The following is a 19,768-nucleotide window of genomic DNA, read 5'->3' on the forward strand; positions in this document are numbered from 1 at the left end:
CCCGCCGGCAAGCCGTGCTGCTACATGGAAATCGTGTCAGGCGTTGTTCAGCGCCTGAGCCGCTTCCAGCACCGCGGCCACATGCCCCGGTACCTTCACCCCACGCCATTCCTTGCGCAGCACACCGTTCTTGTCGATCAGGAAGGTGCTGCGATCAACGCCCATGTATTCCTTGCCGTACAGCTTCTTGAGCTTGATCACGTCGAACAGCTGGCAAAGCGCCTCGTCCTTGTCGGAAATCAGCTCGAAGGGGAATGCCTGCTTGGCCTTGAAATTCTCATGGGATTTCAGGCCATCGCGGGACACGCCGAACACCAGGGTGTTGGCCGCCTTGAAGTCCGCGAACTGATCGCGAAAGCCCTGGCCCTCGCTGGTGCAGCCTGGCGTGCTGTCCTTGGGGTAGAAGTAAATCACCACTTGCTGGCCCTTGAGGGCCGACAGGCTTACCACCTGGTCGCTGGTGGCCTGTACCTGAAAGTCGGCAACGGGTTTGTCCAGTTCTACAGCCATGGGATGTCCTTACATTGGGGCTTGCGGGCGCCATGGTTCGATCAGCGCATCGAGGTTGAGGGCGTCGGCGAAGTCCAGGAACTGGTCACGCAGCCAACTGATCTGGGTGCCGGCCGGCAGGGTCACGGTGAACGTCGCATTGAGCATGGTGCCGCCGGTCTGCGGGGCCTGATAGGTGTCGCAGATCAGATTTTCCAGCTCGACATGGTGGTCGATGAAGAACTGGCACAGCTCGTTGATGATGTCCGGGCGGTAGGCCGAGCTTACGTACGCAACGTAAGGCAGGGCTTCCGGACGGCTTTCCAGCGAGGCGCTGCGCACCACGTTGACGGTGAACGCATGCTTCTTGGCCAGGTTCGGCAGGCCGGTCTCCAGGCGCGCCAGGGCGTCCCAGCTGCCGGAGACCTGCAGGATCAACGCGCTGCATTCGCCATGGCGAGTGAGGCGCGAGCTGACTACCGAGCAACGGTTTTCATGACTGGCGCGGCACAGGACGTTGGTCAGCTCCATCGGGTTGGCCCCAAGGGCACTGATGACAAGGAATTGTTCGCGAACTGTGGGGATGGACGACATGCAGCATTCCTAAGCGATGAGCGGTCGGTACATTGTGGGTCGGTGCGGCGGACTCGGTGAAAGTATCGATCGTGGCTTCGACTGGAACCCGTGCCCGTGCAGCCTCTCGCATCGGGCGGCAGCACTGCTGGAACGGGGTTTGTAGTGAAGAAAACGAACTCTCGGACGAGCTGCGCAGATGACCGGTACCGATCAAAGACCGAAGGGTAGCGAAAACCGTCGCCGAGGGGAATGCTCTCGGCGGCTGAAACCGTGGTACTTCGCTTGTGCAAGGTTGATGGCGCCAGTACCATTACCGCTCTCTTTTTCCGGCAGGAGCGGTTTGCATGATTGCGGGCAGTATGGTGGCACTGGTCACACCTATGGATGCACAGGGTCGTCTTGACTGGGACAGCCTGAGCAAACTGGTGGACTTTCACCTGAAAGAGGGCACCGACGCCATCGTTGCCGTCGGTACTACAGGTGAGTCGGCGACGCTGGACGTCAACGAACACATCGAAGTCATCCGTCACGTGGTCAAGCAGGTCGCCGGTCGCATTCCGGTGATCGCGGGCACAGGTGCCAACTCCACCCACGAAGCGGTCGAGCTGACCCGCAACGCCAAGACCGCCGGCGCCGACGCCTGCCTGCTGGTTACCCCGTACTACAACAAGCCGACCCAGGAAGGCCTGTACCAGCACTTCAAGTTCATCGCCGAAGCCGTCGATATCCCGCAGATCCTCTACAACGTGCCAGGCCGCACCGCCTGCGACATGAAAGCCGAGACCGTGATCCGCCTGTCGAAGATCAAGAACATCATCGCCATCAAGGAAGCCACCGGCGACCTGCAGCGCGCCAAGGACATCCTGGCCGGCGTCGACAGCGACTTCCTGGTCTACTCCGGTGACGATCCGACCGCCGTGGAGCTGATCCTGCTCGGTGGCAAGGGCAACATCTCCGTGACCGCCAACGTCGCACCGCGTGCCATGGCCGACCTGTGCCGCGCCGCGATGGCCGGTGACGCCGTCACCGCCCGCGCCATCCACGAAAAACTGATGCCGCTGAACAAGACCCTGTTCATCGAATCCAACCCTATCCCCGTGAAATGGGCCCTGCATGAGATGGGAATGATGCCGGACGGTATCCGTCTGCCGCTCACCTGGCTCAGCGAGTCCTGCCACGAGCCGGTACGTCAGGCCCTGCGTCAGTCCGGTGTTTTGGTTTAATGAGGAAGCACTACGCAATGAAGCGACTGGCCGGACTTTCCGCACTAGCCTTGATCATTTCCAGCACCAGCGGTTGCAGCTGGCTGTTCGGGCAGGACGGTTACTTCCGTGATCGCAGCAGCGATTACCTGGAAGCGACCCAGAAACCACCGATGCAATTGCCTGAAGGCATCCAGGAAGCCAAGCGCCTGGACCCTCTGCTGCCGATTCCGCGCAACGTCGCCGATGACACCCAGAAGGGTGAATTCAAGGTCCCGCGTCCGCAGCCGCTGTCCACCGTTGCCGAGTCCAGCGACTACTCGCTGCAGAAGAGCGGCGACAACCGCTGGGTCCTGGCGCAGCGCGCACCTGCCGAAGTCTGGCCGGTGGCCCACCAGTATTTTGAAGACAACGGTTTCCGCATCGCCGAAGACCGTCCTCAGACTGGCGAATTCAACACCACCTGGCAGCGTGCAGACGAACTGTCCGCATCGGTTGGCAAGCGCCTGGCCGGGGCGGGTGACAGTGCCAGCACCGAAACCCGCGTACGTGTTCGGATCGAACCGGGCGTGCAGCGCAACACCAGTGAAATCTACGTGGTCAGCGTCCAGCGTCCGGCTGGCAGCAGCGAAGAGCCTGCCTTCCCTTCTCGCAGCACCAACGTCGGCCTGGATTCGGTCCTGACCGACGACATGCTGGCTAGCCTGAGCCGCACTGCCGAGAAGGGCGGTTCGGTGTCCCTGCTGGCCGCACGTGATTACGACACCCCGAGCCGCGTCTCGCTGTCCGAAGACGGTAGCGGCAACCCGGTGCTGAACCTGGGCGCCGACCTGGATCGCGCATGGTCAAGCGTAGGTCGTGCACTGAACCAGGGTGACTGGCGCGTCGAAGACATCAACCGCAGCCTGGGCCTGTACTACATCAACCTTGCGGAAAAGGCCGACAAGCCCGAGAACAAGCCTGGCTTCTTCGCCCGCATGTTTGGCAGTGAAGAGACCAAGGAACAGAAAGAAGCCCGTGCAGAGCGCTATCAGGTGCGCCTGAGCAAGGTTGGCGACAACGTTCAAGTGACCGTCGAGAAGAACATCAATACCGTGGCGCCGGCTGAAATTGCCCGTCGCGTGTTGAGCGTCATTCAAGACAACCTCGGCTAAGTGCGTTTCGCGGTTCTTGGCAGCGGCAGCCGTGGCAACGGCACGCTGGTTGCGAGCAACGACACGTATGTCCTGGTCGACTGCGGTTTCTCCCTGAAGGAAACCGAGCGTCGGCTGGACAGGCTGGGCGTCAGCGGTCATCAGTTGAGCGCCATCATGGTGACCCACGAACATGCCGACCACGTGCATGGCGTGGGTTTGCTGTCCCGGCGCTACGATGTACCGGTCTATCTCAGCGACGGCACCTTGCGCGGCATGCGCAAGCCGGTCGAGGCGGGAATGAAGCTGGTGGCGGGGCAGGGCGTGCAGATCGGCGGCCTGAACATCGATGTGGTCTCGGTGGCCCACGATGCGCTGGAGCCGACACAGTTCGTCTTCAATGACGGGCGCCGCCGCTTTGGCCTGTTGACCGACCTGGGCTCGTACTGCCCCTCGGTGCTGGCCAGCTACAGCGGGCTGGATGCGCTGATGATCGAGTCCAACCACTGCCGTGACCTGCTGGCGCGAGGGCATTACCCGTACTTCCTGAAACAACGGGTGGGCGGGCAATTCGGACATTTGAACAACCACCAGGCCGCAAGCCTGGTGAGCGAGCTGGGATGGCAGGGCCTGCAACACCTGGTGCTGGCCCACCTGAGCAGCAAGAACAACCTGCCGCACCTGGCCCGGCAATGTTTCGTCGACACCCTCGGGTGCGATCCGGACTGGCTACAATTGGCCGATCAAGATTGTGGGCTCGACTGGCGCGAAATCGCCTGACATCCCGAATGGGCGACAGCCCGTCTATTTTTAAAGGGCACCTGCCCCGAACATTTCTGCAAGCGGAGCCCATCATGGAAAAACGTGAAGAACTCTACCGCGGCAAAGCCAAGTCGGTTTACAAGACCGACGACGCTGACCGCTTGATCCTGCTGTTTCGCAACGACACCTCGGCGTTCGACGGCAAGCGCATCGAACAGCTCGACCGCAAGGGCATGGTGAACAACAAGTTCAACGCCTTCATCATGCAGAAACTCGAAGCGGCCGGCATTCCGACCCAGTTCGACAAACTGCTGGCCGACAACGAAGTGCTGGTCAAGAAACTCGACATGATCCCGGTCGAGTGCGTCGTGCGTAACTACGCCGCCGGCAGCCTGGTCAAGCGCCTGGGCGTCGAAGAGGGCATGAAGCTCAACCCGTACACCTTCGAGCTGTTCCTGAAGGACGACGCCAAGGGCGACCCGTTCATCAACGAATCCCACGTCGTGGCGTTCGGCTGGGGCACCGCCGAGCAACTGGCGCGCATGAAAGAACTGTCGCTCAAGGTCAATGAAGTCCTGAGCAAACTGTTCGACGACGCAGGCCTGCTGCTGGTCGACTTCAAACTGGAATTCGGCGTGTTCAGCGACGGCTCCATCGTCCTGGGCGACGAATTCAGCCCGGACGGCTGCCGCCTGTGGGACAAGGACACCAAGAAGAAGATGGACAAGGACCGCTTCCGCCAGGGCCTCGGTGACGTCATCGAAGCCTACGAAGAAGTGGCAAACCGCCTGGGCGTGCCTCTCTAAAAAGAGAAACCGTCGCAAGCATCTGAAAAAACGCGAAAATTTTGAAAAAAAGGTTCGCGTTTTCACCCCAAGCTGTTATGATGCGCGCCGTTGGAGAGATGCCGGAGTGGCCGAACGGGACGGATTCGAAATCCGTTGTACTGGCGACAGTACCTAGGGTTCAAATCCCTATCTCTCCGCCATTATTTGAAAAGCCCCGAACGTGAAAGCGTTCGGGGCTTTTTCGTTTCGGTCCGACAAAATCCGTCACAGGCCAGATAGGCAGAAAAAAGCCCGCTATCAGCGGGCTTTAATCAATTTGAGCGCTCAGCGCAGCAAGCACATGTTTGGGGTCGTTGTGAATGGCTCGAAGCAACGCGCGGGCTGGGCCTTCCGGTTCGCGGCGGCCTTGTTCCCAATTGCGCAGGGTTCCAACAGCCACATCGATACGCTTGGCAAACATGGCCTGGGAAAGTCCCGTTGCTTGACGAATCTTTTTGACCTGGACTGCGTCTACGTGGAATTCACGCGATGGTTGGCGCTCACCGCGATCGATCTCATCCATCTGAGTCATGCTTTCCACAAGACGATCGAAGAGATTCTTTTCCATTATTTCCACCCCTTGTTAAGTGCGCGAAGCTGCGCTTTCTGGCTGTCAGTCAAGGTATCCATGATTCCCTTGCGATAGATCAAAACCAGCCGTATCTGACGGGCTGCAGTGACATAGTAATAAATCACTCGAACGCCACCACTTTTGCCTTTGCCTTTTGCCGCCCAACGAATCTTTCGAAGACCGCCCGTGTCTTCCATAAGCGAGCCAGCCTCGGGATGCTCTGCGAGATAGGTTTGCAGCTTTCCATACTCATCGTCGCTCAGATGCTCTTTCAAATCTGACGTGAAAATCGGCGACTCGATGAAAATCATGCAATCCCTTGTGTGCGTCATTGGCGTATGCCGATGGTAGGGCGTCACTCAAAGATGCGCAAGCACTTCTCTGCCCCGTCATCTGAAAAGCCGCCTGGCCCAGCCCACACCGTGAAATCTTCCCCACCCTGTGAAACGTTGTGAAGCCTCGCAATAAAGGCGATTTGCCCATGCTAACGTCCTCGGTGGGGTATCGTTAGTGTGACGGTGCCATCATTCGAGTGAGGGAGCAGCGCAATGAGTACCGTATCGCCTACCGGCAACCAGCCAAGCAGCCAGAAATCCTCGACGACGGCGTTCGATGACAAGTTGAACATCGCCAAGTCCAGCAAGATCATCGCCGATTACATGAAGCAGAACGGCAAGGGTGCGATCACCAGCCAGGATCTGGCGAAGCTGGCCAGTGATACGTCGGGCAAGGTGCCTGCCGATGTGTCGAGCGCGGCGCAGTACATGCAGCGTCATCCGGATGTGTTCACCGCCATCGAGACCCATGACGTGGCCGGTGCCGATAACCTGTCGGGCGTGTGGAACTTCGAATGGGCAGCCAGCGGCGGTCTGAACGGCACGGCGACCGATGCTATCGCCAAGATGCAGGACACCTTTGATCTGGCCATCGCCAAGTCGGCGCAGATCACTGAGCTGACCACCGGCAAGAAGGCTGAGCTGGACTCGACCAAGCAGCGTCCGAGCAACTGATTACAAAGCGCTGGTTACAAAAAAATCCCCAGGTCATGGCCCGGGGATTTTTTTGTACGAAGTATAAGAGTGACATTCATGCCTTGTAGGAGCGCGCTTGCCCGCGATCCAGTTTGCCAGTCACATTGAGCGTGACTGACAAACCGCTATCGCGGGCAAGCGCGCTCCTACAGGATGTATGGCGAAGCTTGATCAGGTCATGAGGTCCAGGTTTCGCCACCCGGCCAGTCCTTGGTCGGGATGTCGCTGATGGTGCCGTCCTTCACGCCGTCGATGCCATAGCGTTCGATCGAGCCGCCCAGCACCTGGGCGAAGTCGTCGGCCTTGGCTTGCTGCTGGCCCTCTTTGACCAGCCCCGGAATGATCGCGCCGAGCACCGCCACGCCAGCGCCCAGGAAGCCCAGGGCCCCCGCGACGGAAGCCACTGCGGGCAGGAAGCGCGTGACGCCCAGCAGCGCCATGCTGCCCTCTGCGACCGACGCCGAGCCTGCCAGGATACCCAACGAGCCTGCTGTGATGCCGAAGCCGCCGGTCAGTGTGTCGCCTCGACGGATCGCCTGCACGCCGTCGAAGATGCCGTACGCCCCCGCTGCGATGCCGGCCAGGCCGCCAATACCCTTGGCGCTTTCTTCGAAGTTCTTCGCGATGTTCTTGTAGTTCTTGCCGTCCTTGACGTTGTCCTTGATCTTGTCGAGCTGGTCGGCGGGCAGGTTATTGTCGGCGACCAGTTTATTGCCTTTCTCGATCGCGCCGTCCAGGTACTGCTGATAGGCCTTGGAGCCGCCCTCGGTGAGCACGGTGGTGGTCTGTACCGAGCCGGTGGTGATGTCGGAGATATTCTTGTCCGAGAGTTTGCCGCCGTTCTGGGTCCCGCGAGCGATGGTCACGCCAGCCAGGAACAGGCCACTCACGGCGTGCAGGGTGCCACTGCCGTACGCGCCCTTGGCATCGCCACTTGGGTCGAAGTCGGACAGTTTGCCCATCTTGTCCAGGAACTTGGTGCCCTGACGGAACATGTCCCAGTTGCCACGGAAACCCGCGACGATCTGATCGGTGGTGGCAACGCTGCCGTCTTCGTTCATCAGCAGTTCGGGGGAGTCGTTGCGGATCTGGTCGATGCGCTCGCGCAGCTTGTCTTCGTCCAGCTCGGCGCCGCCATCCTTGCCATAGGCGGCCTTGAGGTCGTCGAAGCTCGAGCCCTTGAAGGCGTTTTCCTGAGCGATGCTGGAGAAGTTGTCGTTGAGCTGCTTGTCGAACTGGTTGGTGAATTCCGGGTCCAGTGCACCGTTGTACAGTGCCACTTCAAGGCTGAATGTGCTGCCGGCCGCTTCAGGGGTTTCGGTCTTGAGCAGTTCACGCAGGCGGTCGCCCGAGGCCAGCGAGTCCTTGTAATACGCCTGGATCGCTTCGTTATGGGATGACTTGCCCACGGCGGCCTGGATATCGGCGGGATCGCTGATGCCGAGCATCGACTGGTAACTCTGTGCTGTCGCATAGAAATTGGCCAGTGCTTCGGGCTGGTTGGTCTTGCCGTCCTGGGTGGAGGCGTCCCACGCGGCGTCCAGCGCCTTGCCGGACTTGATCTGGTCCTCGTAGGTCTTGGTCACGGCGTCCTTGAGGCCCGGGCTGGAGTCGAACAGCGACTTGATCGACTCGTCCCCCTTGTTCTTGATGTACTCGGCCGTGGGCTTGTCGTTCTGCAGGATGCTCATGTGGTCGTTGATGTCCTGCAGGACCTTGTCCGGCTCCCAGAACGCGCCAGATCCGTTGGCAATCGCCACCTTGCCGTAGTCATCCCCCCACATTCCGGCCTTGGCGCCCTCGATCACCAGCTTCTGGGCGTTTTGCAGATCGAGCAGCACGGCGGCCTTTTCTTCTGCGGAATATTTTTCGGGATGTTCGAAGACGTCCTTGCCCAGTTTGCTGGTGTCGACATTCGCCGTGACGTTGCCCGAGACGACAGTTGACAGCAGCGCGCTCAGGCCGGTGGCGTCGGCCGGGGCGGAATCCTTCAGCCAGGTCTGGATGTCCGCCTTGCTGGCTTTGCCGTCAGCGCCGCCGGCCAGGAGTTTGCTGGACGTATCAAGGATCTTGAACGCACCCGGTTGCGACCAGAAATCCAGTGCGGCCTTTTCCTTGTCGGACAGCTGCCCATTGGCGTCCTTGTAATCCTTGATGTTCTGCGCGGTCAGCGTATCGCCTGCGTCGGTCTTGCCGCGGATCGAGTCGTACTTCTGTTCGAGGATCGCCGCGTACTCGGCGATTTCCTTGGACCCGGCGTCGGCATCCGGCTTGGCCTTGAGGTAATCCTTGTAGCTTGCGATGTCTTCGCTGGCCTGGGCCTTGGGCAGGGATTCGAAGCCGTACTTGCCGAAGTCCTGGAGGCGTCCGGCTTCGGTGCCGTGCTTGGCTTCGCCGCTTTTGGTAAAGCCGTCAACACTGCTGTTGGCGACGTCATCGCCGGTGAGGACCTTGCCGTTCTCGTCGTAGCCGACGATGCGATCCAGCACCTGGCTTGCGCGAAAGGCTGCATCAGGGTCTTTTTCGAAGTCGCCGACCTGCTCCTTGAGCATGTCTTTCACGCCGCTCTGGTTGCCCAGGTTCTTGAGCAGCGGGTTGTCGTCAATGATGTCCTGGGCCGAGCGGGTGTCACCTTCCGGGCGCTCCCACTTGATCCCCAGGGCCTCGGCCTTCTCTTTGGAGGCGCTGTTGTCGCCCGCCGTTTCAATGTGCTTAAGCTCGCCCTTGAGGTTTTCGAAGCCGTACTTGCCGAAGTCCTGGAGACGGCCGGCCTCGGTCCCGTGCCTGGCATCGCCGCCTTTGGTGAAGCCGTCGACCCTGCCGTTGTTCACGTCCTTGCCCGCGATGCGGCTGCCGCCCTCGTCCAGTTGCTCGATGTGATCGAGCACCTGGGTGGCGCGATAGGCTGCGTCACGGTCGGTTTCGAAATCACCGACGCGCTCCTTGAGTTTGTCCTTCACGCCGCTCTGGTTGCCGAGGTTCTTGAGCAGCGGGCTGTCGTCGATGATGTGTTCGACCGTGCGGTGGTCATCCTTGGGCAGTTGCCATTCGATGCCGGCATCCTTGGCTTTGGCGCGGTCGACGGCGTCGCCCCAGAGGGCGTCTGATTTGCCATCGACAACGGCATTGGTCTTGGTGACTTCGTTGACAGCGAGGGACATTTGGCAGGCTCCTGGACTGAAACGGTGAACGCCGCGTCACTGGCGGGACGCGGCGTGAAGGGGTTATTTCTTGTCGTAATCGACGTGCAGTTCATCGTCCAGGCGGTTGCTCGACGATCCGCCTTTCTGTGGCGTTTCGTCGAAGTGCTGCCACTCGGCGCTCTGGAAGCGGAACAGGCTGTCATCGGGCGGGGCCTCGCGGCCACCGTAGTTGTGGATCGAGTAGTGCAGGTACTCGACCTTGTCGCCCCAGTTGTCCTGCAACAGGCCGTCGGCGGCGAGGTCGCGGTACCAGTCGTTTTCCTTCTCGCTGGCCTTCTGTTTTTTGTTGTGGTCGACGAAGTAGCCGATGATCCCGCCGATCACTGCCAGCACCACGCCCACCAGGAAGAACGGCCCGGTCAGCGCCGCCGCCGACCCCGCGCCGACCAGCGCTGCGGCACCCAGCACACCGGCCGATGCGCCGAACGCACCTGCGGCGATCTGCAGGCCACCGGCGGCCTTGGCCAGCGGGTCACCGGTTTCGACGCCGCTCTTGATGGTGAACGCGCCGAGCACGATGTCGGCAAAGCCGCCCACCACGTCGGAGGCCGGGCCCAGCACCTTGATGACCGAGCCTGCGATTTTCGCGGCCTTGCCGGCACCCAGTTTCGCCGCACCGGCGCCGGACACCGCGTCGTCCAGACGTTGGGTGATGCCGCCCTGGATCTTCTCGGCGTCGGCGAAAGTGCCCTTGCCATCGCCCAGGATGTTGGAGATGTCCGGGGTGATGTCCAGCGCGTTGCCGATCTTGGTCTTGAGCGCTTCGGACAGCTTGGGATCGCGCACATCCACCAGCGGTGACTGGATGCCTTGCTTGCCCCAGATTTCCGGCAGGGTCTTGTCCAGGCCGAGGAAATCGACCATGCCGCCTTTGCCCACCAGGTCGGCGACGGCATCACCCAGCTTGACGAAGTGGTTGCCGGCGCCGGCGAAACTCAGGAAGTCCTTGGCGATGGCCAGGCGCTGCTGCGGAGTTTCCGCGAGCTTGCCGCCGTTGCCTGCCAACTGGTAGATCCCGGAGAACAACGAGACACCGGCCCCCATGGAGCCCAGGATGCCCTTGGTGTTGAGCGCGCTGAATACCTCGCCCAGGGTGCCGCGGTCGGCAATCGGTACGTAGGACTTGGACAGCGCGGTCTTGATGTCGGCCTCGGTGACCTTGCCGTTGGTCTTGTAGGCTTCGCCCACTTCTTCCAGCGCCTTGGTGACGGCGGACAATTTCTTCTTGTCCCCCAGACCTTCTTCAAGAAACTTCTCGATGACTTCCTGGGTACGGCGTGGCAGGTCGAGCAACTCGCCCTTGAGCACGCTTTTGAGCAGGCCGAATTCGTCCTTGGTCGCCAGTTCCTTGTTCTCGTCGGAGATCTTGCTCGGGTCGGCGATCAGGTCGTTCAGGTCGCTGGTCAGGCCGTCGGCCTGGATAGATTGCGCGGCCTTGGTGGCAGCGTCCGGATCGAACAGCGACAGCGAAGTCAGGGTATCGCTGAGGTCCTGCTGTGCTTCGTGCTCCTTGCCCTGTTTCTGCAGGTCCTTGAGGTAGGTGACGTAATCCGGGTTGTTGGTGAGGTCCAGCAGCTTCTGCTTGATCTCGTCCTTGTTCGGCAGGCGGTTGATGGCGCCGTCCATCTTCGACTTGTAGTCGGCGCTGACGGTCGGGTCGGAGAACAGGGTGCCGATCTGCTCCTGCAGTTTCCCGCCGTCGATGATGTCGTGCATGTCGGCTGAGGTCAGCTCGGTCTGCTTGTCATCGAACACCCGCCAGGTGCCGCCAAAGGCGCCGGGTTCTTCTTCGTAGCCGGTCAGGCCGCGACCGTTCTGGTAGGCCGCCTGGGCTTCCAGAGCACGGACCAGCTTGGCGCGCGGATCGTCCTTGGCAATCGAGCCGTCCTCGACGCCCTTGCGGTAGTCGTCAAGCAGCTCCTTGGTCGCCAGTTCGCTGACAGTCAGCTCCGGGGAGTTCTCGTCCTTGTCGTCGGCTTTCACGCCCGTGCCCAGGCTGAGCACGTCCAGTTCGTCATGGGACGGCAGGCCGGCCTTGCTGCGTGTGTCGTCGACTTCGGTCTTGGTCCAGGCTTCCCACTTGGCGACCACGTCGTCATACAGTTGCGGGCTCAGTTCCTTGGAGACGATGACCTTGCCTTCGCTGGTCTCGTAGCGGATCAGACCGTCACCCAGTTCGTCCGGCGAGCCGAAGGTGATGTCGGTGTTTTTCAGGAAATCGTTCGGTCCTGCCAGTTTGTAGCCTTCGTCCTCGCTCTTGTGGATCTTGCCCCAGGTCTCGTTGGCGGTGCTGGCGCTTTCGAACAGCTCCGGGGTCAGGTCCCTGGATACCACGACCTTGGTGCCGTCATGCAGCTCGTAGGTCAGCGTCTCGCCTTCCTGGCCCACGGTCCAGTTGAAGTTCTTGTAGTCATTGAGGCCCGGCACCGGCGTACCGCGGTCGGCCAATACAGCGCCGTCGGACACCGCAGTATTGATGTCGGCGGATTTGGCCGGGTCGTTGATGACCTCGTGCAGCGAGGTGAGGTAGTCGAACAGTTGCGGGTTGTCATCGCGGGCGACGACCACCTTGTCAGTGTCGGTGTTGTAGCGGATCAGGCCCGGGCCGACCTCGTCCACCTCGCCAACCGCGGTGCCGGAGTAGGGCGGCCAGACTTCGTTGTCGGTCGCGCGGCGATAGCCATCGGCCTCGCTGGCGCTGATCCCGCTCAGGGTGTCGTAGGCATCGTTCACGGCCTTGAACAGGGTCGGATTGTCGCGTTCGGAAACGATGTGCTTCTCGCCGTCCTGGGTCACGTAACGCACCACCCCCGGCCCGACTTCGTCGGCAGGGCCGATGCTCAGGTAGTCGCCGGTCTTGGGCGGCTTGGCGTCGCCTGCGACCTGTTTGTAGCCGTCCGCTTCGCTGGCATTGATGCCCGACAGCGCCTTGAAGTCCTCGGCGACCTGCTTGAACAGCTCGGGGTTTTCCTGTTCGGCGACGATCACCTTGGTGCCGTCCTGCAGTTCATAGCGGATCAGCCCCGAGCCTTTTTCATCCGGCGGCCCGATGTACTTGTAGGCGCCGAGGGTTTCCGGTGGCGGAGCATCGCCAGCGGCGAGTGTGTAGCCTTCATCGCCGCTCTGCTTGATCGCTTCCAGGGCCGGGCGGTCATTGACCACCTGCTGATAGAGCTTGGGGTTGGTGGCCTTGCTCACCAGCACCTGCTCGCCGTCCTGAGTGGTGAAACGCACGATGTCGGCACCCACGGTGCCCGGCTCCTCGATGGACTTGTAGTCCTTGAGGGCCGGCGCTTTTTCATCGGCGGTGGCAGGCCGGTACTGGTCGGCGTTCTTTACGCTGCTCTTTAGAAATGCGGTAAAGGGCGTCTTCGGCGCCACTGCGCCCCGTGTCAGGTTTTTCGGATCGAGAGTGCTGTTCAGGGGGAGAGTGGACATCGGGTAGAACTCCTGTTGGAACCGCTCGGGCGGTGACGCAAGGGCCTGTCTGAACGGTCAAGTTATCGTGTTGTTCTCACGGGTTTAAAGTTGGAAGCCGCCTGTGAAAGTGTGCCGGGTCAGACCGGTTAGTTGGGCGTACTGGACGAATAGATGAGGTGCCTGATCTCGTGCAGAATCATGTTGAATCATGAATGCATTGAACTCCAGACAGACATCTACCGTCGGACTTGAACTAACGAACGGCTGGAACCCTATCAGAGTGTCGAGGCGCGGAGCGTACTGTGCGCAAGTTTTCACAAGATTTCACAACCTGGCTGGGCCGCGTGAATCAAGGCTTCTGGCCAGTATCGTCGCCGTGAGATGCGCAGTAAAACTGGCGTCGATTTTCAGTCGACGCGACAACGAATAAAAATAAAGTTCAAACTCGGGCCCGGAAAAATGTGAAATTGGGACGTGAGTTCAAGTATCAGCCGCCAGGCTTAATGTGACAGTTCAGCGCTCCCTAGTTGCCGGATGGGTGACGGATATGACGTTTCACAAGTTTTCACAGCGGTGAATAATTTCATCTGCGTAGTATGGATTCGTGCACTGACGTGACGCCGAAGTTCATTTGTAATAAACCGGCCTTACGGTAGTGCATGAATGATCCATGTGCCGCAATGCGGCTGAAGACATCCCCATCCCTGTAAGGAGAAAGAAAATGGCAGAAGTCCCTCCAGCAAGCTCCGGCGGCGGCGCAGACGCAGCGATCGCGAAAATGGAAGCCACCTTCAACATGGCTATCGAGAAGTCGGCAAAGATCACCGAGCTGACCACCGCCAAGAAGGCTGAGCTCGACGCGACCAAGCAACGTCCTCAGAACTGATGTGCTCATGCGGGCAGCTGCAAGGCTGCCCGCATGTTTTTTTCTGGCATCACCCGATTTTTTTTGCGTCTACCTCGCCATTGCCTGCACGCCTGATTCGGGTATACCGACATGACAGCCCAGATTTCACTGACTTCCGTGCCTGCGCCCCTGGCGCCGGGAATGAGCGCTCCCCAACTGCGTATCACCCATGGCCTGCACCAGGGTGTGTGCCTGTCTCTGGACAAGGCCGCCTATGTCATCGGCAGCGCAGGTGCTGCGGACCTGCTGCTGTGTGACGCCGGTGTCGTCGAGCGGCACATGGCCCTGCGGTTTACCAATGGTCAGGTGGCGATCGAAGCGCTGGGCGGCGAAGTGATCGTCATCGGCCGTCACGCCCGGGAAATAAAAGTGCCAGTCGGCAGCGGCCACCGCACCTATTTCCCGGTGGACATTCGCCTGGGCGAGGCACGCCTGACGTTGACCGATACCGCCGCTTCACCGGCCCATGCCGCCCCTCTCAAATCGAGCAGAGCGCTCAAGCCGCACTGGATCATCGCGCTGCTGCTGATGTTTCTGTGTGTGGGTGCGTTTGCCTTTCGCGGCGAAGCTGTCGCGCCGACCGAGGTCGCCCAAGCCCCTGTGCCTGCGGTCAGCAACGACCGTCAATCGCCCGGTACCGCAGAGGCGGGCGTGTGGCTGGAGAAACAACTGGCGGCTGCAGGCCTGAACCAGATCAAGGTCAGCGAAACCGGAGGCCAGCTCAGCCTGAAAGGCAGCTACGACCCGGCCAGCAAGCCGCGCTGGATGAGCGTGCAACAGGCCTTCGACAGCCGCTACGGGCAGTCGGTCGTGCTGCATGCCGAGGTGACGCCGCGTGCAGAAATCGCAAGGCCAAGGGTGCGTTTTCAGGCGATCTGGTTCGGTCCCAATCCCTACGTCGTCAATGAGAGCGGCAAGCGGCTGTACCCAGGCGCGGCGCTAGCGGACGACTGGACGCTGGAGCGCATCGAGAACGATCAGGTGATCCTCGCCCGTGGCGAAGAGCGGTTCACCTTCACCCTATGAAAATCGATCCGCGCCCGACGCTGCCCACGATTTCCGAAAAAACCCCTGCGGTCGACGCCGTCCAGCCGGTCCATCAGCGCCAGGGTGCGCGCTTCGAAGCGGTCCTGAGCAAGCGCGAAATCCGTGCCCGTCGCTCATTGCGTGGCGACGTCGAAAGCGCCTCGTCCACCACCGGCATCAGCCCTGAACTGTTTGGCACCGCGCGGTCGGTGGAGCTTCTGGAATATGTGCTGGAGCAGGTGGTGCCGGAGCTGGACGCCGAGCCCCAGGTGAAGGAGCTGGCCCAGGCGCTGATTCGTGAAGAGATCGACCTGCGCCGCAGCCTTGAAGAACAGCGCGCCGAGGCTCAGGCCTGATGCCGGTGAACAGGTCCACTCGTCAAAGCCAGGATGCCGTCGAGCTGCTCAAGGGCATGGGCGAGCTGTATCGCCGGGGCGGCCAGGTGCAGCGAGGGCTGGTGATGCTGCTGATCGCCGCGCACCTGTCGCCTGACGATCCGGCGTTGCTGCGTAGCCTGGCGACCGCCTTCACCGCCGGTGGGCAGCCCGACCGGGCGCTGCGCGCGATTGACCGGCTGACCGAGATCGAAGGCGATTCGCCCGACCTGTTGCTCTTGCGCAGCCGGGCCCTGTGGCGGGCGGCGCGCAAGGTCGAGGCGCGGCAATGCTTCAAAGACTATCTGATCGCCCGGAGAGCCGCGCAATGATGCTCATGAACCGCTTCAACGACCTGGCCCGGATTGCTGCGGGGCGCAGTGACGTGATCATCGTCGCGTTCATGCTGATGGCCATCGTCATGATGATCATTCCGCTGCCGACCTGGCTGGTGGACGTGCTGATCGGCCTCAATATCTCGCTGAGCATCCTGATCCTGATCGTCGCGTTCTACATCTCGCACTCGGTGGAATTTTCCGCGCTGCCGCCGCTGATTCTGTTGAGCACGCTGTTCCGCCTGGCGCTGTCGATCACCACCACGCGCCTGATTCTGCTCGACGGCAACGCCGGTCATATCGTCAAGGCCTTCGGTGATTTCGTGATCGCAGGGCAGGTGGTCGTGGGGCTGGTAGTGTTCCTGATCATCACCGTCGCGCAGTTCGTGGTCATCACCAAGGGTGCCGAGCGGGTGGCCGAAGTCGCCGCGCGCTTTACCCTCGATGCGATGCCCGGCAAGCAGATGAGCATCGACAACGACCTGCGCAACGGCGACATCGACCAGCACGAAGCCCGTCGCCGTCGCTCGCGTCTGGAGCGTGAGAGCCAGATGTTCGGCGCGATGGATGGCGCCATGAAATTCGTCAAGGGCGACGCCATCGCGGGCCTGGTGATTCTTGCGGTCAACCTGTTGGGCGGCATGCTGATCGGCATGCTGGAGCGCGACATGCCGTTTGGCGAAGCGGTCCATACCTACTCGCTGCTGACCGTGGGCGACGGGCTGATTGCGCAGATCCCCGCGCTGTTGATTTCGGTGGCTGCCGGTACCGTGGTGACCCGCGTCAACAGCGACAGCGCTCAGGGCAACCTGGGCAGCGAGATCATCCAGCAGTTGGGCAACAGCCACATGGCCCTGGGCCTGACCGCACTGATTCTGTTGGGCGTGGCGCTGCTGCCGGGCTTTCCGGCATTCGTGTTCATCGGGCTTTCGGCGCTGCTCGGCACCTCGGCCTGGGTGATCTACCGCCGCAGTCGGGTGATCCAAGCCTCACCTGAAGCTGATGTGATCGAGGCGCCGGAGGTCGAGTATGAAGCACCGGAGCCGGTGCAGATGCTCAGCAAGCCGCTGGACAGCCGCATCCTGCTCAGCCTCGGTTCCAGCCTCGCACTGGCAGCGCCTGCCCAGCCATTGCGCCAGCGCATCGAAGCCCTGTGTCATGAGGTGCGTGGTGAGCTGGGTATTGAGGTGCCGGTGCCCGACGTGTTCGTGGACCCGGCCATGGCGGCCAATCGTTTCGTCATTGAGCTTGAAGGCGTGCCGGTCAGCGAGGGCGAGCTGCCGACGGACTGCCTGTTGCTCAAGGACGATCCGGTGCATGCGCAATTGCTCGACGTGCCAGCCCTTGAGGCGGACTCACCGCTCAGCCGCCGACCTGCGCAATGGTTCGAGCAGCATCATCAGGACAGTTTGCAGGAGGCGGGCGTGGCCTTCATGCGCGCCGATGAAGTGCTGGGCGCGGTGGTCGAGCGCACCCTGCGCCGCTATGCCGCGGACTTCCTCGGGATCCAGGAAACACGAGCGATTCTGGAACGCCTTGAGGGCAGCTACGGCGAACTCATCAAGGAAGTGCTGCGCAGTGTGCCCCTGCAACGTATTGCCGAAACCTTGCGCTTGCTGATCGCCGAGGGTGTGTCGATCCGCAACCAGCGCGCGCTGCTTGAGGCGATGGTGGAGTGGGGCGGCCGTGAAACCGATGCGATACGCCTGGCCGAACAGTTGCGCGTGGCGCTGGCACGGCAGATCAGCCACCAGTTCGCCGACCGCAACCGGGTCATCAGCGCCTTCGTGCTGACCCCGGGCCTGGAAGAGCAACTGCGCACCACCTTGCGCCGTCAGGAAAACACCCGTGATGCTTTTGCCGAACACACCAACCGCGCCTTGCTGGTGCAGTTGCGCCACGCCTGCGAGCGGCTGTCCGAACAACAGGACACCGTGTTGCTGGTGCATCCGGAACTGCGCCGGGCGATGCGTCGCCTGATCGTGCGGGGCGAACTGGAGCTGGCGGTGCTGTCGTTCCGCGAACTGGCCGGCGAATACAACCTGCAGGCCGTGGGCACGGTCAGCCTCAACGAAATCACCGACCGCCGCGCGCCCAGCGGCGTGGCCAATACCCCCATGGCGACTGCCTCATGATCTGTTCTTCTCTGTTTCGCTTGCGTGGTTTCTTCGGCATCTGTGTGGTCATGCTTGCTGCGTTGGCGGGGCCGTCGCTGGCGCTCGCCCAGAACATCACCCGTGGCAGCACCGGCACGGTTGACCTGGCCTCCGGTGAAGGGCGCATCCTCAACTTCAAGGCGCCGGTGGATTCGGTGATGGTCGCCGAACCCGGCATCGCCGATTTGCAGGTGGTGTCTCCCGGCGTGATCTACGTGTTCGGCAAGGCGCCCGGGCAGACCAGCCTGATCGCCCTGGGCGCCGACGGTGAACAGATCGCCTCTTTGAGCCTTGCAGTCAGCAGCAACACCACCGCCGTCAGCCGCCCACTGCAAAGCCTCAACCCCGGCAGCACCGCACGCATCGAAGGCGCGGGCAACCGCGTGCTGGCCAGCGGCAGCGTGAAAAGCGTAGGCGAGGCGACCGACCTCAACGCCCTGCTCAGCACCGAAGGCCAGGACTTCAAGACCGCGATCAACGGCGCGTCCTACCCCGGCTCTGCCCAGGTCAACATCCGCGTGCGCTTCGCCGAAGTGTCGCGTTCGGAGCTGCTGCGTTATGGGGTCAACTGGAACGCCCTGTTCAACAACGGCACCTTTTCCTTTGGCCTGCTGACCGGTGGCTCGCTGGCGGCCGATGCAGCCAGCGGCGCATCCAACGTCATCAGCGCCGGGCTGTCTTCGGGCAACGTCAACATCGACGCCATGCTCGAAGCCCTGCAAAGCAACGGCATCCTGGAGATTCTGGCGGAGCCCAACATCACCGCCATGACCGGCCAGACCGCCAGCTTCCTGGCCGGTGGCGAGGTGGCGGTGCCGGTGCCGGTCAATCGCGATCTGGTAGGCATCGAGTACAAGCAATACGGCGTGTCGCTGCTGTTCAGCCCCACGGTATTGCCCAACGAGCGCATCGCCCTGCAAGTGCGCCCCGAAGTCAGCAGCCTGATGGGCTCAAGCACAGTCAATGTCAGCGGCTATCAGGTGCCTTCGTTCCGGGTGCGGCGCGCCGACACTCGGGTAGAAGTCGGCAGCGGCCAGACCTTCGCCATCGCCGGCCTGTTCCAGCGCGAAAGCAGCCAGGACGTCGAGAAGGTGCCGATGCTCGGCGAGATGCCGATCCTGGGCAACCTGTTCCGCTCCAAGCGCTTCCAGCGCAACGAGACGGAACTGGTGATTCTGATCACGCCGTATCTGGTGCAGCCGGTGCGCACCCGCACTCTGGCCACGCCCCTCGACGCCCGCCCCGAAGGTGCGACCACGGCGTCCGCCGGGCCGCGCAATGGCGGCATGTTCGGGTTCTACCTCAAATGAGCGGGGGATCAGCCATGAAGCGCGCAACGTCTGCATCCGTTCGCCCGGTCACTGTGCTGGGCCTGGTGCTGATGCTCTTGAGCGGCTGCCAGACCCATCTGGAGCCTGCCTCCTATTCGCCGGACTACCGGACCATGACCCGCGCTGACGGGCGTGTCGAACTGATCCCGGATGAATGCCTCAAGCCGTCGGTGGAGGACAAGTTCGACACCGACGAAGAGACCTATGTGCCGTTGCTGCCGCCGGGCTGCGCCAACAACCTGACCTTGCTGCAGATGGTCGAGCGGCGCGAGGACCTGCTGCAGGGCCGGGCGAGCGGCCCGACCATGGCCGCGCCCGTCGGGCGTGCGGCGCAGGTGTACATCGATGGTTACGATCGCGAGGAGCTGCGCCGACGTCAGTCAGAGCAGCAGGCCACGGTCGACAAGCAGGAGCGCCAGTGACCG

18 protein-coding genes and 1 tRNA gene are annotated in these 19,768 nt (G+C 61.7%); 13 read left to right on the forward strand and 6 right to left on the reverse strand.

Features of this window, described 5'->3' with window-relative positions:
- Positions 1 to 36: 36 nt before the first annotated feature.
- Together NPS29_RS19995 and NPS29_RS20000 are read right to left on the reverse strand one after the other, a co-directional pair.
- Positions 37 to 510, reverse strand: a complete 474-nt coding sequence (locus NPS29_RS19995) for a peroxiredoxin (protein WP_274134555.1) — start codon at positions 508 to 510, stop codon at positions 37 to 39.
- A gap of 9 nt (positions 511 to 519) precedes the next feature.
- Complete coding sequence (locus NPS29_RS20000; protein ID WP_274134556.1) at positions 520 to 1,083, reverse strand: glycine cleavage system protein R; 564 nt, start codon at positions 1,081 to 1,083, stop codon at positions 520 to 522.
- A 326-nt stretch (positions 1,084 to 1,409) separates the two neighbouring features.
- Here NPS29_RS20000 and dapA point away from each other — a divergent pair, with 326 nt between their 5' ends.
- From dapA to NPS29_RS20025, 5 genes are all read left to right on the forward strand, one after another.
- On the forward strand, positions 1,410 to 2,288 hold the full coding sequence (dapA, locus tag NPS29_RS20005) for a 4-hydroxy-tetrahydrodipicolinate synthase (RefSeq protein ID WP_274134558.1): 879 nt from the start codon (positions 1,410 to 1,412) through the stop codon (positions 2,286 to 2,288).
- A gap of 17 nt (positions 2,289 to 2,305) precedes the next feature.
- Entirely contained in the window at positions 2,306 to 3,421 is a 1,116-nt protein-coding gene (bamC, locus tag NPS29_RS20010) for an outer membrane protein assembly factor BamC (protein WP_274134560.1), read from the forward strand.
- Complete coding sequence (locus NPS29_RS20015; RefSeq protein WP_274134561.1) at positions 3,422 to 4,180, forward strand: MBL fold metallo-hydrolase; 759 nt, start codon at positions 3,422 to 3,424, stop codon at positions 4,178 to 4,180.
- Positions 4,181 to 4,254: 74 nt separating this feature from the next.
- Positions 4,255 to 4,968: a phosphoribosylaminoimidazolesuccinocarboxamide synthase gene (gene purC, locus NPS29_RS20020; RefSeq protein WP_007958019.1), complete on the forward strand. Its 714-nt coding sequence runs from the start codon at positions 4,255 to 4,257 to the stop codon at positions 4,966 to 4,968.
- A gap of 92 nt (positions 4,969 to 5,060) precedes the next feature.
- Positions 5,061 to 5,150, forward strand: a tRNA-Ser gene (locus tag NPS29_RS20025).
- A gap of 107 nt (positions 5,151 to 5,257) precedes the next feature.
- Here the strand turns inward: NPS29_RS20025 and NPS29_RS20030 are convergent.
- Together NPS29_RS20030 and NPS29_RS20035 are read right to left on the reverse strand one after the other, a co-directional pair.
- Entirely contained in the window at positions 5,258 to 5,557 is a 300-nt protein-coding gene (locus NPS29_RS20030) for a helix-turn-helix domain-containing protein (protein ID WP_274134562.1), read from the reverse strand.
- Positions 5,557 to 5,871, reverse strand: a complete 315-nt coding sequence (locus NPS29_RS20035; RefSeq protein ID WP_274134563.1) for a type II toxin-antitoxin system RelE/ParE family toxin — start codon at positions 5,869 to 5,871, stop codon at positions 5,557 to 5,559. Before NPS29_RS20035 ends, NPS29_RS20030 begins: the two co-directional genes overlap by 1 nt.
- A 237-nt stretch (positions 5,872 to 6,108) precedes the next feature.
- On the opposite strand from NPS29_RS20035, the gene NPS29_RS20040 reads away from it, so the two are divergent.
- Positions 6,109 to 6,570, forward strand: a complete 462-nt coding sequence (locus NPS29_RS20040) for a hypothetical protein (RefSeq protein ID WP_274134564.1) — start codon at positions 6,109 to 6,111, stop codon at positions 6,568 to 6,570.
- A gap of 197 nt (positions 6,571 to 6,767) precedes the next feature.
- On the opposite strand, the gene NPS29_RS20045 is transcribed toward NPS29_RS20040, so the two are convergent.
- Together NPS29_RS20045 and NPS29_RS20050 are read right to left on the reverse strand one after the other, a co-directional pair.
- Complete coding sequence (locus NPS29_RS20045) at positions 6,768 to 9,752, reverse strand: type III effector HrpK domain-containing protein (protein ID WP_274134565.1); 2,985 nt, start codon at positions 9,750 to 9,752, stop codon at positions 6,768 to 6,770.
- A gap of 63 nt (positions 9,753 to 9,815) precedes the next feature.
- Complete coding sequence (locus NPS29_RS20050; protein WP_274134566.1) at positions 9,816 to 13,232, reverse strand: hypothetical protein; 3,417 nt, start codon at positions 13,230 to 13,232, stop codon at positions 9,816 to 9,818.
- A gap of 703 nt (positions 13,233 to 13,935) precedes the next feature.
- Here NPS29_RS20050 and NPS29_RS20055 point away from each other — a divergent pair.
- The 7 genes from NPS29_RS20055 (at position 13,936) to NPS29_RS20085 (ending at position 19,765) form a co-directional block, all read left to right on the forward strand.
- The gene (locus NPS29_RS20055) at positions 13,936 to 14,100 is read left to right on the forward strand and encodes a hypothetical protein (protein ID WP_268800027.1); all 165 of its coding nucleotides are present in this window, start codon (positions 13,936 to 13,938) and stop codon (positions 14,098 to 14,100) included.
- Between the two features lie 111 nt (positions 14,101 to 14,211).
- Positions 14,212 to 15,147: a SctD/MshK family protein gene (locus NPS29_RS20060; protein WP_274134567.1), complete on the forward strand. Its 936-nt coding sequence runs from the start codon at positions 14,212 to 14,214 to the stop codon at positions 15,145 to 15,147.
- Positions 15,144 to 15,503 carry a hypothetical protein gene (locus NPS29_RS20065; protein WP_274134568.1) on the forward strand — a complete coding sequence of 120 codons (360 nt, stop codon included), beginning with the start codon at positions 15,144 to 15,146 and terminating at the stop codon, positions 15,501 to 15,503. Before NPS29_RS20060 ends, NPS29_RS20065 begins: the two co-directional genes overlap by 4 nt.
- Before the next feature lie 56 nt (positions 15,504 to 15,559).
- The gene (locus NPS29_RS20070; RefSeq protein WP_274134622.1) at positions 15,560 to 15,853 is read left to right on the forward strand and encodes a tetratricopeptide repeat protein; all 294 of its coding nucleotides are present in this window, start codon (positions 15,560 to 15,562) and stop codon (positions 15,851 to 15,853) included.
- Complete coding sequence (gene sctV / locus NPS29_RS20075) at positions 15,850 to 17,991, forward strand: type III secretion system export apparatus subunit SctV (RefSeq protein WP_274134569.1); 2,142 nt, start codon at positions 15,850 to 15,852, stop codon at positions 17,989 to 17,991. Before NPS29_RS20070 ends, sctV begins: the two co-directional genes overlap by 4 nt.
- A 50-nt stretch (positions 17,992 to 18,041) precedes the next feature.
- The gene (locus NPS29_RS20080; RefSeq protein ID WP_274134623.1) at positions 18,042 to 19,322 is read left to right on the forward strand and encodes a type II and III secretion system protein family protein; all 1,281 of its coding nucleotides are present in this window, start codon (positions 18,042 to 18,044) and stop codon (positions 19,320 to 19,322) included.
- 14 nt (positions 19,323 to 19,336) lie between these two features.
- The gene (locus NPS29_RS20085; protein ID WP_274134571.1) at positions 19,337 to 19,765 is read left to right on the forward strand and encodes a hypothetical protein; all 429 of its coding nucleotides are present in this window, start codon (positions 19,337 to 19,339) and stop codon (positions 19,763 to 19,765) included.
- Positions 19,766 to 19,768 lie beyond the last annotated feature (3 nt).

It is taken from the genome of Pseudomonas putida (assembly GCF_028682175.1).
In the GTDB taxonomy this organism is placed as follows: domain Bacteria; phylum Pseudomonadota; class Gammaproteobacteria; order Pseudomonadales; family Pseudomonadaceae; genus Aquipseudomonas; species Aquipseudomonas putida_AD.

Coding starts and splice junctions, on each gene's coding strand:
- NPS29_RS19995 (WP_274134555.1), bottom strand. CDS start 510: ATGGCTGTAGAACTGGACAAACCCGTTGCCGACTTTCAGGTACAGGCC.
- NPS29_RS20000 (WP_274134556.1), bottom strand. CDS start 1,083: ATGTCGTCCATCCCCACAGTTCGCGAACAATTCCTTGTCATCAGTGCC.
- dapA (WP_274134558.1), top strand. CDS start 1,410: ATGATTGCGGGCAGTATGGTGGCACTGGTCACACCTATGGATGCACAG.
- bamC (WP_274134560.1), top strand. CDS start 2,306: ATGAAGCGACTGGCCGGACTTTCCGCACTAGCCTTGATCATTTCCAGC.
- purC (WP_007958019.1), top strand. CDS start 4,255: ATGGAAAAACGTGAAGAACTCTACCGCGGCAAAGCCAAGTCGGTTTAC.
- NPS29_RS20030 (WP_274134562.1), bottom strand. CDS start 5,557: ATGGAAAAGAATCTCTTCGATCGTCTTGTGGAAAGCATGACTCAGATG.
- NPS29_RS20035 (WP_274134563.1), bottom strand. CDS start 5,871: ATGATTTTCATCGAGTCGCCGATTTTCACGTCAGATTTGAAAGAGCAT.
- NPS29_RS20040 (WP_274134564.1), top strand. CDS start 6,109: ATGAGTACCGTATCGCCTACCGGCAACCAGCCAAGCAGCCAGAAATCC.
- NPS29_RS20045 (WP_274134565.1), bottom strand. CDS start 9,752: ATGTCCCTCGCTGTCAACGAAGTCACCAAGACCAATGCCGTTGTCGAT.
- NPS29_RS20050 (WP_274134566.1), bottom strand. CDS start 13,232: ATGTCCACTCTCCCCCTGAACAGCACTCTCGATCCGAAAAACCTGACA.
- NPS29_RS20055 (WP_268800027.1), top strand. CDS start 13,936: ATGGCAGAAGTCCCTCCAGCAAGCTCCGGCGGCGGCGCAGACGCAGCG.
- NPS29_RS20060 (WP_274134567.1), top strand. CDS start 14,212: ATGACAGCCCAGATTTCACTGACTTCCGTGCCTGCGCCCCTGGCGCCG.
- NPS29_RS20065 (WP_274134568.1), top strand. CDS start 15,144: ATGAAAATCGATCCGCGCCCGACGCTGCCCACGATTTCCGAAAAAACC.
- NPS29_RS20070 (WP_274134622.1), top strand. CDS start 15,560: ATGGGCGAGCTGTATCGCCGGGGCGGCCAGGTGCAGCGAGGGCTGGTG.
- sctV (WP_274134569.1), top strand. CDS start 15,850: ATGATGCTCATGAACCGCTTCAACGACCTGGCCCGGATTGCTGCGGGG.
- NPS29_RS20080 (WP_274134623.1), top strand. CDS start 18,042: ATGCTTGCTGCGTTGGCGGGGCCGTCGCTGGCGCTCGCCCAGAACATC.
- NPS29_RS20085 (WP_274134571.1), top strand. CDS start 19,337: ATGAAGCGCGCAACGTCTGCATCCGTTCGCCCGGTCACTGTGCTGGGC.